Genomic DNA, 11,721 nt, shown 5'->3' with positions numbered 1-11,721 from the left:
GCCGCTTGTTACCGGACTGTGGCGCGGCAACGGTGTACGTGGGCTTCGACAGCCTGCTGCGAGACGCCCTTCGCGCGTGCCATGCTGTCCTGCCGCCCTCCCCCGGAGAGGACTTCATGCCTGGAGAAGACGACTCGATCACGCTGGTCGATGGGTGGCCGTGGTACGCCGCCAACGAGTTGCTGGCGTTCCTGCTCGAACTCGCTGCGACGGCTTGCCTGAGTTGGTGGGGATTCACGGTCGGGCCGGACGGGGCCGGTCGTGTCCTGCTCGGAGTGGGCACGCCCCTGTCGGCGATCGTGCTTTGGTCGTTGTTCGCTGCGCCGAAGGCGCGGTGGCGGCCGCGGCTGCCGCTCGTTCTGGTCGTCAAGACGGTCGTGCTGGGCGGTGGCGCAGCGGCCGTCTACGGAGTCGGGCACCACGTTGCCGCAGTGACCATGGCGGTCGTCGTCATCGCGAACACGGCGGTGGCCGAGGCCTTTCGCCGTACCCTGGTGGCCCTGCCCGCAGGGCAGGCGCCTGTCACACGCTCACCGGAGTCCCGTTGAGGGCTCACGCACCGGCGGACAGAGCGGTCTTGCGACCCACGCCCCCGTAGAAGCCCATCTCGCCGGATCCTGCCGACGGCGGGTGTCCGGGCGCCAGAACTGCCTGCGCCCGGGCCTTTGGCCTGCTGTCAACCCACTCGCCGGTAAGGACGGTGTCTCCTACTCTCAGGAGCTATGGATCTTCGTGAAGAGCAGCCTGGTGACAGAGAATCCGTTCGGAACCTCCACTTGGAGGCGTTCGGTGATCACGGGACTGTCGTGGGCGAGTTGACGGACGGCTTGCGGGACACGCTGACCCCTGACTGCGGGTTGTCGTTGGTCGCCGAAGAAGCGGGACAGGTGGTCGGACACGTCCTGTTCAGCCGCAGCCTGCTCGATGCACCACGGCGCCTGGTCGACGTACAGGTGCTCAGCCCGCTGGCCGTGAGGCCCAGTCACCAGCGGAGGGGGGTGGGGGCGGCGTTGGTCCGCAGCGGTGTGCGGATCCTAGCGCAGCGGGCGGTTCCCCTTGTCTTCCTCGAAGGGGACCCGGCCTACTACGCACGCTTCGGGTTCGTGCCCGGTGGAGAGCTCGGCTTCCGCAAGCCGTCCCTGCGTATCCCCGACGCCGCCTTCCAGGTGCTCAGGCTCCCGGCGTACGAGGAGTGGATGACGGGAACGCTTGTGTACTCGGAGCTGTTCTGGCAGCACGACGCAGTCGGCCTCCGAGACGCCGACGCCTGACGCTGTCCTCACGCATTGCCCTGGCAGTGCGCCCATGGCGGGCGGGCCGCCCGGCGCTCCGTGTTGCCGGAGTTGCGTTGATTCCGCGGCTACGAGTCGGTCGGGCGCAACCGCGACAGCGAAGGCCGCCATTCGGACCACGGGTCGGCCCCTTCCGGTGATTGACGAACGACTCGCGAGCGGAGCAGGGGTCGCACGGGTACGGCGTCTGCGGACAGCAAGTGATGATGCCCCGGACTCGTGAGGAGAACAGCGTGTACGCAGCCGTCAGACGGTACGAAGGGGTGACCGATCCGGCCGAGGCAGGGCGCAGGGTGAGTGAGGAGTTCGTGCCGCTGATCCGCCAGATCCCGGGACTCCTCGCCTACTACTGGGTCGACGCCGGAGACGGAGTCATGATCTCGACCACTGTCTTCGAAAGCGAGGAGGGGGTCGAGGAATCGATCGAGAAGGCGGCGGCCTTCGTGCGGCACAACGTCGCGTCGCTGCTCCCCAACCCTCCCCAGGTCATGTCCGGCCAAGTCGTGGCTTCCGCATAGCGAGGAGTCGGCAGCCGATCGACGGCGGCCTGCTCGCGCGGTTCGGCGGCAATCCGGCGGTGAGCGGGCCACTTCACGGCACAGTTCAGCCGCCCACGCTCGACGCACGGGCGTGAGCGTCGCGGTCAGCACCGTGCCGACGTGCCTGCGCCACGCGCCCACGGGTTGTGTTCCTCTCGTGGCTCGGTCGGCGCACGGTCCGCCCGGGTCAGTACGGCCTGCCGCGCCTGTCCTTCACCCACGGCACTGCGACACCGATCGCGGCGTCCAGGCCGCTCTCCTGGCCCGCGACGCGGGACTCACCGCCTGACCACGGGCGGGCGCCCGATCGTCGAGCCCGGTGCCCTACGGGCCGTCTTCACCATCACCCTCGCCCTGCGGGCCGTGCCCTTCGCGGTGCTCGGCAGACTGCGTGGCTCGGCACTGGTGCGACAGCTGTCGGGATGGATGCCGGCGGGCATTCTGCTGATCCTCGCCGTGACCGCACTGCACGGCACCATGACCGAGGACGCGCACGGCGCCTGGTACGCCCTGCTCGCCGTCGCCGTCACCATCGGCGTGCACCTGGGCTTCGGCCGGCGCACCATCCTCAGCGTCGGCATTGGCACCGGCATCGGCATCGGCATCGGCATCGGTGTCTACGTCATCCTGCTCAACGCCCTGTGAACCGCCCGACGGTGTGCCGCACATCACCCCGTGAAGGGCAGCCCTGACGGCCTCGGCCGGAATAACAGGAGATATGCCTCCGGTTGTGCCTGTCATCTCTCGGATCTCCGGAGGCTGACATGGACCAAGAACGAACGGGTCAGGAGAGGTGGCCGCGATGAGCCACAGCACATCGGCCGTCTTTCACCGCCGGCCCGACCGTCCTGTGGCAGCCACCGCACCGCGTCAGGCCTGGCGGCGCGCCGCGTTCATCCTTCTGGCGATGGGCCTGGACTCCGCTGCCGCGGTGATGCTGGTGAGCCAGCACCTTCCGGAGGCTGTGTTCGGCGTGTTCCTGGCCGGTCTCGGCTGGCTCACCACGCGGCGCCTCGCGGCCTGGTACCCCGCACCTTCGCCCGTCGTCGCCGAGGAAGCGGCGCGCCGATGAGCCGGGCGACACAGGACCCGGTGCAGACCGTCCCCTGCGAGGACGTCTCAAGACCGGTGCGCCCGCCACTTGCGGGACGGGCCGGCCGGGACGCTCTGCTCGAGCGGCGCCGACGGCACACCCTCGAGTTGCTCGCGGTGTCGGCACTGGGACTGATTCCCTGGACGGTGGTACTGGGAGTGACCCTGCCGTCCGACTACCGCGTCCACGCATGGCGCACGACCTGGGTCGGCTTCGACATACTGCTCCTCACGGCACTGGGGGCGACAGCGGTCCTCGGAATGCGCCGCCACCGCGCCGTGGTGTTGCCCGCCCTGGCGACCGCCGTGCTCCTGGTGTGCGACGCATGGTTCGATGTCTCGCTCGCCCTGGGCACGTCCGCGGTCTGGACGTCCACCGCGCTCGCCGTCTTCGTCGAACTCCCGATGGCTGCCTTCCTCTTCCACCGCGTACGACTGCTGCTGCGGTCGCAGTGGACGCCGCAGCCATCGCCGGACACCGCACCGGACGCAGTGGAGACAGGCGCCCGGCCCTGATCACCCCGGGCACGGGCCGCCTGCCGTCCGCAGGTGGTGATGATCCGACCGCCCTTGGGTCATGGGCCCACAGGGCGGCCGGATATGCGCGGGCCGAACGCCACCGCCCCGCCGAGTCAGGTGAGTCGTCGGCGAGGCGGCGTGGTCAGCGGGCGGTGCCGAAGTCCTGCGTCCAGTAGGAGCCGGGCTGGGCGAGGCCTACGCCGATCTCCTTGAATCCGCAGTCGAGGATGTTCCGCTTGTGTCCGGGGCTGGCCATCCACCCTGCCATGACACTCTCGGGGGTGCTGTAGCCGTAGGCGATGTTCTCGCCGTACGAGCTCCAGGAGTATCCGGCGCTGGTGATCCGGTCACCCGGGGAGGAGCCGTCGGAGCCGGTGTGGGACATGTTCTGGTGGGCGGCCATGTCGGCGCTGTGTGCCTGAGCGGCCTTCGCCAGCTTCGAGTTGACGGTCAGCGGTGCACAACCCACCTTGGCCCGCTCACTGTTGACGAGCGCGACGACGCGCGCCGTGGCAGAGGCGGGGGCACTGGATGTCGGAGCACTCGAAGCCGTCGGCCGAGTGGAGGGGGCGGTGGTCGCCGGGGCGCTCGAAGCCGTGGGCCGGGTGGTGGGGGCGGTGGTCGCCGAAGGGCTCGCCTTGACCTGGGGCGCCGGACTCCCGGTCGTCTTCGCCCGGTGCCATTTCGCGGCACTGCCGGAGCTGTGGCGCCAGTGATGGTGTGAACGGTGCGTGTTCGGCCGTCCGTTGTAGGAGTCCGCACAGGCCATGGCGACGGACGGGACGCCGACGGCGGCGATGGCGACGGCGGCTATGACTGCCTTTCGGTGGTGCAATGTCCTGCGGTGCTTGCTCACGCGACCGTCCTCACTAGGTATTGGCATCGCTTCTCGCAGCACCCCGGCATTTACGGCGCATGACAATTCCACGTGCGGAACCATGCGGTGTGCGCTGTACGCAACGCCAACCCCGGCCACCTGCACGGGAGCCGGCGCAGTAGATTCCGGGACGCCCTGCGGCCCGGTCATTCTCGGAAGGCGGGGCAACAAGGGCAATGAGCGCGGAGTACTAGGCTTTCTCGTAGGAAAACGCGACTCTTGCCAGACATCGACGGGCACGCTAAATCCCGCTCAGCGCATTCCCGATTCTCCGTGACGCCGTCAAAGGAGCGAGGAAAGAAGGAAAATCCGGGATGAAGGAATGATCGATAATGCCGCACAGCCTCGGTGAGGAATGTCCGCTTGGCGGCACATGAACACCAAATGAGAAGGAGGCGGGGAGCTACTAGGCGTCGCCGTACGACAGAGGTCGGCCATGACAAGAGTCACACCGGCGGCCCGAGGGCGACCGGAACCCCGCTCCCCTCCTCTCCCGCGCCCGGTGACCGGTGGGCTACCGGCTGAACCGGACGGGCAGGCTTCGCGGACCGCGGATCATCATCCCCGGGCGCCAGGTGATCGCTGCCGGGTGGATGTCCAGGGCGAGGTCGCCACAGCGTTCCAGCAGAGTCCTGATGGCGATGCGGGTCTCCAGGCGGGCCAGCGGCGCCCCCAGGCAGTAGTGGATGCCATGGCCGAACGCCACATGGCCGCGGGCGTCACGGGAGATGTCGAAGCGGTCGGGCGAGGGGAAGCGCGCGGGGTCACGGTTGGCGTCGGCCATGGCGACGAGGACGAGTTCGCCGCCCCCGGGGATGGCAGTGTCGCCGATGGTCAGCGGCTCGGTGGTGAAGCGGTACGTGGGGGTCTCCACCGGGCCGTCGTAGCGCAGCATCTCCTCGACCGCGGCGTCGATGAGGGAGAGGTCGGCGCGCAGGGCGGCCAACTGCTCGGGATGGGTGAGGAGGGCGAGCACGCCGTTGGAGACGAGGTTCACGGTCGTCTCGTGGCCTGCGACGAGCAGGAGCCAGGCCATGCCGAGAAGCTCCTCGTGGGACAGCCTGTCGCCGTCCTCGTCCGAACCGTGGATCAGCGCGCTCATGAGGTCGTCGCCGGGCCGGTGCCGCTTGCCCTCCACCAACTCGGCCAAGTAGCGCGCCATCGCGGTCGCCGCGGCTGTCCGCTCTTCGGGGTCGGTGGCGCCGAGCGCATCGTTCGACCACCTCCGGAAGGAGTCGCGGTCGAGGTCCGGAACGCCGAGGAGTTCGCAGATCACGGAGATGGGCAGCGGGAAGGACAGTGCCTCGACGAGGTCGGCGCGCCCGTCGGGGGCGGCGAGCATCCGGTCCAGGAGCGCATCGGTCGTCTTCTGGATGCGCGGCGCGAGTTCCTCCACCCGGCGCGCGGTGAACTGGCGGGCGACCAGTTTGCGCAGCCGGGTGTGGTCCGGCGGATCGGCCCTGAGCATGTGCGGGCCGGACGAGACGGCCCCCAGCGGCAGAGAGGGGGACGCTTTGCTCCAGTCCTTGGAGAGCCGGGAGTCCGCCAGCGCCGCGCGTCCGGCCTCGTATCCGACGACCAGCCAGGCCTCCGCGCCCCCTTCCGGCATCCGGATGCGGTGCACCGGGCCCTGGGCCCGTAAGCGGGCGTACACGGAGTAGGGGTCGCGGGTGAAGGACTCGCCGAGCGCGGCGAGGTCAACGATGCTCATCGAGGTACCACCTCACTGGCAGGGACGGAAGTCCGGCCGGGCGGCGCCGCAGGAACGCGCCCCGGGGGGCCTGCCGGGTCGGAAGCCGCCGGTGTCCGACGGCGCGCGGAACGGCGAGTGCAAGGAGTCGCCGGCCGGTCGCCCGGACCCGGACCCCGGTCCGCGCCGGGCATCGCATCATCATGCTTCCGGTCATCGTCCGCCCCCCTCGGATCAACACCCGACCGCCCGCCGACTGTAGCCGGTACCGCCGCCGGACGGACCGGCTTTCGGCGAAGGCCGCAGGGCGGAACCGAGCCGGAACGGCTCGTCCTCGGTCAGGACGCGCTGCCCGGCCGCGCCGCTGCCGCCAGGCTCGGCTGCAGGCGGCGCGCGGCGTCGAGGTGGTCGGCGGTCCAGATGATGCGGACGGCCGTGTCCGTGGCCCGCCCGTGCTCGTCGCTGAGGTCGCGGCGCAGGGAATCGACCAACTGCGCCTCGGCCGTGGGGTTGCGCGGCAGCGGATCGCGGACGGAGCCGTCCCGGCCCAGACCGGCGGCCAGGTCCCGGTACCAGCCGGAGACCCTTCCGGCGGCGCTCAGGAGAACGAGGCGTGCCTGCGCCCGATCGGCTTCGCCGTGCGGTTGTGCGGCACGCTGCCACAGCCCCAGAACCGCGTCCGCGGCGAGGCGCAGTCCGACGATGCCGGTGACCAGGGTGGTCATGTCTGCGAGCGGCACCGGCTTCTGCCCGCGTTCGGCGAGGTAGGTGCGGAAGGCGTCGTCGAGCCGTCGCGCCGCGGCGGCGGCCTCGCGACCCTCCTGCAGCGCGAACTCCGCCGACGGGACACCGCCGCCGCAGCGGCCGACGGCGTACTCGACAGCGCCCGCCAGATAACGGGCGCTGTCCGTGTACGCCTCGGCGAGGGCCCGCTCCACGGCCGCCGCGGCGCCGCGTGGCCAGAAGAACAGGCCGACCAGCACGCTCACGGCGCAGCCGATCACGATGTCCTCGATGCGCAGCAGCACGATGTGCCAGTCGGGGTTCTGGCCGATGTTGAACAGGACGACGAGGGTGATGGTGAAGGAGGCCTGACCGGCGGCGAACGAGATGACCGCGGGGGCGATGCCGGCCAGGAGGACGGCGAACGGCAGCAAGAACCAGAGCACCGTGCCGTGCTGTCCGATGAGCTGGAGCAGTCCGGCCCCGACGATCGATCCCGCGATCGTGCCGCCGACGGCGCGGAGCGCGTTCTGTCCGGTGTTGAGGGCGTTGGAACGCAGCACCGACAGGGTGCCCAGCAGCACCCAGAAGGAGTGCTGGACGCTGATCAGGTCCGCAAGAGCGACCGCGATGCCCAGGCCGATCGCGCCCCGCAGGCTGTTGTGCAACCAGACGGACTGCGGCTGAAGGTGCGCGGCGGCCCGCTCGCGGGCCGCGACCAGCGGTCTGGCGACGGCACCGGGCTCGCGCCCGAGCAGACGCTCGGGCCAGCTGCGGCGCTCGGCGGCCGAGGCCAGGTCGACGTTGTCGGCGATCTGGAGCGTCGCGAAACCCAGCTCCTGCGCACGGAAGGACAGGTCCAGGGCCCCGATGACGGGGTGCACCTGTGCGGGCGTACCGGCTCCCGCGTGGTGGACGGGCAGTCGTGCAGTGGCGTTGCGCTCCATCCGGGCCATGGCCGCACGCAGGTCGCCGGCCGCGGTGCGCAACCCGTCCGGAGCGTTGCGCGGCGCGTCGAGCAGGTCGGCCGCCTCGTCCAGAACCGCGGCGGCGGCACGACGTACGGCACGGGCGTCGACGTCGCAGGCCGGGCGGTCGTCGAGCGGGGGTGCGCTGTCGGCCAGGATGCTGCTGAGCCAGGTCAGTTCGTCGACCAGGCGAACGACGGCACGGGAGCCGACGGACAGGCCTGTGGGCCGGTAGGGGGTGGCGTCGAAGACACCGCGCAGGTCGGCCGCCGCGGTCGCGGCCTCGTCGGCGACGGCCCGGCACTTCGTGCCGCTGGGCGCGTCCGGGCCGCCGGCCAGCAGAGAGGCGTCCGTGCGCAGTTGCGCCGCCGCCGCGCGGCACACGCGGGCCGCCGGCGCGCTGAGCGGATCAATGGTGGGCCGAGGCCATAGAAGACAGACCGCGATCATGGCTGCGGCCGCTGCCAGACCCGCTCCGGCGAGCCGGGCGGGCAGCTGCGACAGCGGCACCGGGGACGTCACGGGGAGGACGAAGGCCAGCAAAAGGGCGGTCGACGTGCCGGCGAGAACGGAACTGACCACCCCGGCGAACAGCACCAGGAAGCCGATCACCACCATGCTGGTCACCGCGAGCCAGGTCTGGTGCGCGACGAGCGTGCCCAGGCAGACGAGTACCGCCCAGGCCACCGCGAGACCCAGGTGCGCCCGTAGTCGCTGCACCATCGGGCCGCTGAAATCCACGAGCAGCAGCATCGAGAACGAGCCGAACGCGGCGAAGGCAGCCATCGTCGGCGACCCGATCACCTGGCCGCACAGGGCGAACAGCGCGGGCATGACGATCGCGGTGCGCCCGGCGCGACGGGTCGCGGCCAGGTCGGGATCGCGGGCACGCAGCCACGCTGCGGCCGGAGGGAGCCGGGTTCGGCCAGGTGTACGCACGTGCCCGCGCACCTCCACTCGACGAGGTGTCCGCCCGCCTTCAGGGTGACGGGTCCGCCCGGGCAAAGCCATACGAGCGCGACCCCTGGGCCTCATCGGCCCGGAGGGGCCTCCGCGATCACCAGGAGCCGCACTCGAAACGAAGCGCCCGGGCGGCGCGCCCGACGGCGCGCTCACCGTGCGCTTGCCGACCGCCGAGGCTCTAACTGGGGGTGACGGGAAAGAGCATGCAGCTGCTGGTGGCGTGGGCGAGCAGGCGGTCCTGGGGGTCGAACAGCTCCGCCTGGGCGAGGGCCGTACGGCGGCCGTGGTTGAGGACGGTGCCGACTGCGCGGACCTTGCCGGTGTCGACGGTCATCGGGCGCAGGAATTTCAGACTCAGGTCGAGCGAGGTGTAGCCCATGCCTGTCGGGAGGACGGACTGCACGGCACAACCGGCGGCCGAGTCGAGCAGGGTGGCGTAGACGCCGCCGTGGACGCTGCCGATGGGGTTGTAGTGCTCCTCCCCCGGTTCCAGGGCGAAGACGGCACGGCCGAACTCGACCTCCTCCAGGGTGAAGCCGAGGGTCGCGGCGATGGGCGGGGCAGGCAGACGCCCGCTGAGCACGCTGCGAAGGAAGTCGAGCCCGCTCTCCTGCCCGACCGCGGCAGCGGAGACGCTGGGGTCCTTCCACTCGAACGTGCGTGACCTCGTCATGAGCGCTTCCTTCCCCGTGCTGGCTTCAGAAAGGAAAGTTAGCCAGCGCCACACCTGGCTGTCAATGGCGAAGCCAGCCTACGATGGCCCTATGACCTGGCTGGAGACGAGCCCCGAGAACTGCACGGTCCAGCGCACCCTGGACCTGATCGGCGAGAAGTGGTCGCTGCTGGTGTTGCGCGACGCCATGAACGGCGTGCGCCGCTTCGACGACTTCCGCCGCCACGTGGGGCTGTCCGATGCGGTCCTGTCGGACCGGCTGCGCAAACTGGTCGCGGCCGGGATCCTGGTCACCGTCCCGTACCGCGAGCCGGGCCACCGCACCCGCCATGAATACCGGCTCACACGCAAGGGCTGGGATCTGTGGCCCGTGATGATCGCGCTCAAACAGTGGGGCGACCGCTACACGGCGGACCCGGAGGGACCGCCCCTGGAGGTCCGCCACCGCGACTGCGGCGAACCCCTGGAAGCCGTCGTCATCTGCACAGGCGATCACGGGCCTCTCAGCCCGCGACAGGCTTACACACGGCCCGGCGCCTCAGCGCGCGCACTGACCTGACCGGGAGCGTGACGAGCATGACGGCAGGGTCCGGGCTCGCCGTCCGGACCCTGCCGCTGTGACCGGCGAAGGGAGTTCGCCTCGGATCAGCTCTTGAGCTCCCTGCGTTCACCGCCGCCGCTGACGGCGATCTTCCGGGGCTTCGCCTGGTCGGCGACCGGGATCCGCAGCTTCAGGACGCCCGCCTCGTAGGAGGCGTCGATCCGCTCGGTGTCCAGGGTCTCGCCGAGGAACAGCTGCCGACTGAACGTCCCCGCAGGCCGCTCGATGATCACCATTTCGCTGTCCTCACCGTACGCCGGCTTGCGCTCGGCCTTCACGGTCAGGACGTTGCGTTCGACGTCGAGGTCGATCGACTCCGGCGTCACGCCCGGCAGATCCAGCTCCACACAGAACGTGTCACCCTCGCGCCAGGCGTCCATCGGCATGGCGGCGGGGCGGGCGGCCGTGCCCAAGACCCGTTCGGCGAGCCGGTCGAACTCGCGGAAGGGATCCGTCCGCATCAGCATCTGCATCCCTCCTTCGTGCGTACTCCTGCTGTTCCGCTTCTCCTTCTTCACTTCCGATATACCGCACCCACCGAGAAGTTGACACCTGTCGGCTCAACTTTTTCGTCGGCAGAACGGCCGGGACGGTCAGTCCACCGGGTGACCGGGACTGATGTGGAGGGCGTCGCCGAGCCGCAGCAAGGGGCCGTCGGCCCGCCGACCGCACTGCACTGGTTCGAGGACGAAGCCGACGTGATCGCCACCGTCGACGCATCGCTCGACGGTGCCGACGAACCAGGCCGCCGCGTCCTCCAGGACGACCGCCCCACCATGCCCCCGCGTCCAGCGCACCTGCGAGAACTTGTCGACCTCGTCGCCCGTCTCCCCGCCGAACAGAGCCGCCAGCTTGTGCTGGTCGCTGGTCAGCAGATGGACGGCGAGGCATTCCGCGTCGCGGGCCACGCCATAGGTGTGATTGACCTTGGACAGCCACACCACGAACCGCACCGGCCGGATGGAGCACTGCGAGGAGAAGCCGACCAGACACCCCGACCGCTCCTCGCCCGCCGCGGCCGTGACGACGCACATCTCGGGGTTCAGCCGGCTCATGAACGCGTCGACGTCCGCCATGTCCCATCACTCCCGTCAGTGCACCCGACCGACACCCGCCGCCGACGCCCGGCACGAGGTCACCCCACGGGTGCCCCTCTTCTCCCTCGGCTCACAGGTCTGTCTCGATCGCGATCCCCCGCCTGGGCCCGCCTGACCGGCTGTCGATGAGCGAGTCGCCCACCACACCCCCGCGGGCCCAGGTGGCGTCATGTCCTAGCGGTGGTGCGGGTGGTGGCCGTGATGCCGCTCGCCGTACCAGCCGTGGTGCCGGCCGTGGTCGCGAAGCCAGTCACCCAGACGACGGTCGTGGTGACGGTCGCCGTACCAGCCGTGGTGACGGCCGTAGTCCCGGTCCCAGCCGCGGAAGTGATCGTGGCCGTGGCCGTGGCCGTGCCTGTAACCGCGGTCGTGGTCGCGGACGGTGTCGAGGCGGTCGCTGTGAGCGTAACTTCTCCCCTGCTCACGGACGTGACTGCCTCCGTCGGCGAGGGCGGGCAGGGCGGCCGCTCCCACGAGGGCGCCCGATGCCACACACGCGGCGATGAGCCGAAGAGCGGTACGAGAAACAGACATGGAGCTGTCCCTTCTGGCGTTGCGCACACCCCCCGATCGGGGCCGGTGTGCATCCGAGATCCCGGCTGGGTGCCGAGGCCGCCACTCTGGCGGGCTTCATCGCCGCGAGATCAACCACACCGTTCGCGTTACAAAACGCCGACATATCCGTAA

The 11,721-nt window shown here is 70.3% G+C and carries 14 protein-coding genes; 7 read left to right on the top strand and 7 right to left on the bottom strand.

Annotation, left to right across the window (positions count from 1 at the left end):
- Positions 1-38: 38 nt before the first annotated feature.
- From SY2F82_RS16280 to SY2F82_RS16255, 6 genes are all read left to right on the top strand, one after another.
- Positions 39-548, top strand: a complete 510-nt coding sequence (locus tag SY2F82_RS16280; RefSeq protein ID WP_308437769.1) for a YrdB family protein — start codon at positions 39-41, stop codon at positions 546-548.
- A 174-nt stretch (positions 549-722) separates the two neighbouring features.
- Positions 723-1,271 carry a GNAT family N-acetyltransferase gene (locus SY2F82_RS16275; protein ID WP_200419789.1) on the top strand — a complete coding sequence of 183 codons (549 nt, stop codon included), beginning with the start codon at positions 723-725 and terminating at the stop codon, positions 1,269-1,271.
- 254 nt (positions 1,272-1,525) lie between these two features.
- A complete protein-coding gene (locus SY2F82_RS16270) occupies positions 1,526-1,810 on the top strand; it encodes a hypothetical protein (protein ID WP_200419788.1) in 285 nt (94 codons plus the stop codon).
- 306 nt (positions 1,811-2,116) lie between these two features.
- Positions 2,117-2,476, top strand: a complete 360-nt coding sequence (locus tag SY2F82_RS39510) for an AzlD domain-containing protein (protein WP_308437771.1) — start codon at positions 2,117-2,119, stop codon at positions 2,474-2,476.
- A 157-nt stretch (positions 2,477-2,633) separates the two neighbouring features.
- Complete coding sequence (locus SY2F82_RS16260) at positions 2,634-2,903, top strand: hypothetical protein (protein WP_200419787.1); 270 nt, start codon at positions 2,634-2,636, stop codon at positions 2,901-2,903.
- Entirely contained in the window at positions 2,900-3,439 is a 540-nt protein-coding gene (locus SY2F82_RS16255; RefSeq protein ID WP_236041504.1) for a hypothetical protein, read from the top strand. The genes SY2F82_RS16260 and SY2F82_RS16255 overlap by 4 nt, the downstream gene beginning before the upstream one ends.
- A 145-nt stretch (positions 3,440-3,584) precedes the next feature.
- Here the strand turns inward: SY2F82_RS16255 and SY2F82_RS16250 are convergent, their stop codons facing one another.
- The 4 genes from SY2F82_RS16250 to SY2F82_RS16235 all read right to left on the bottom strand — a co-directional run bounded on the left by SY2F82_RS16250 (position 3,585) and on the right by SY2F82_RS16235 (position 9,336).
- Positions 3,585-4,298, bottom strand: coding sequence for a CAP domain-containing protein (locus SY2F82_RS16250; protein ID WP_200419786.1), 714 nt, complete (start codon positions 4,296-4,298; stop codon positions 3,585-3,587).
- 535 nt (positions 4,299-4,833) lie between these two features.
- Positions 4,834-6,030 (bottom strand): cytochrome P450, encoded by a 1,197-nt coding sequence (locus SY2F82_RS16245; protein ID WP_200419785.1) that lies wholly within the window; start codon positions 6,028-6,030, stop codon positions 4,834-4,836.
- A 317-nt stretch (positions 6,031-6,347) separates the two neighbouring features.
- The gene (locus tag SY2F82_RS16240) at positions 6,348-8,639 is read right to left on the bottom strand and encodes an FUSC family protein (protein WP_236041502.1); all 2,292 of its coding nucleotides are present in this window, start codon (positions 8,637-8,639) and stop codon (positions 6,348-6,350) included.
- 202 nt (positions 8,640-8,841) lie between these two features.
- On the bottom strand, positions 8,842-9,336 hold the full coding sequence (locus SY2F82_RS16235) for a PaaI family thioesterase (RefSeq protein WP_200419783.1): 495 nt from the start codon (positions 9,334-9,336) through the stop codon (positions 8,842-8,844).
- 91 nt (positions 9,337-9,427) lie between these two features.
- Between SY2F82_RS16235 and SY2F82_RS16230 the strand changes: the two genes are divergently transcribed.
- Positions 9,428-9,895 (top strand): helix-turn-helix domain-containing protein, encoded by a 468-nt coding sequence (locus SY2F82_RS16230; protein WP_200419782.1) that lies wholly within the window; start codon positions 9,428-9,430, stop codon positions 9,893-9,895.
- 86 nt (positions 9,896-9,981) lie between these two features.
- Here the strand turns inward: SY2F82_RS16230 and SY2F82_RS16225 are convergent, their stop codons facing one another.
- The 3 genes from SY2F82_RS16225 to SY2F82_RS16215 all read right to left on the bottom strand — a co-directional run bounded on the left by SY2F82_RS16225 (position 9,982) and on the right by SY2F82_RS16215 (position 11,568).
- Positions 9,982-10,404 (bottom strand): Hsp20/alpha crystallin family protein, encoded by a 423-nt coding sequence (locus SY2F82_RS16225; RefSeq protein WP_200419781.1) that lies wholly within the window; start codon positions 10,402-10,404, stop codon positions 9,982-9,984.
- A gap of 126 nt (positions 10,405-10,530) precedes the next feature.
- A complete protein-coding gene (locus SY2F82_RS16220) occupies positions 10,531-11,013 on the bottom strand; it encodes a flavin reductase family protein (protein ID WP_200419780.1) in 483 nt (160 codons plus the stop codon).
- 195 nt (positions 11,014-11,208) lie between these two features.
- On the bottom strand, positions 11,209-11,568 hold the full coding sequence (locus SY2F82_RS16215; protein WP_200419779.1) for a hypothetical protein: 360 nt from the start codon (positions 11,566-11,568) through the stop codon (positions 11,209-11,211).
- Positions 11,569-11,721 lie beyond the last annotated feature (153 nt).

The organism is Streptomyces sp. Y2F8-2 (assembly GCF_014905555.1).
In the GTDB taxonomy this organism is placed as follows: Bacteria; Actinomycetota; Actinomycetes; order Streptomycetales; family Streptomycetaceae; genus Streptomyces; species Streptomyces cynarae.
This window is presented reverse-complemented; position numbering and strand designations above follow the sequence as displayed.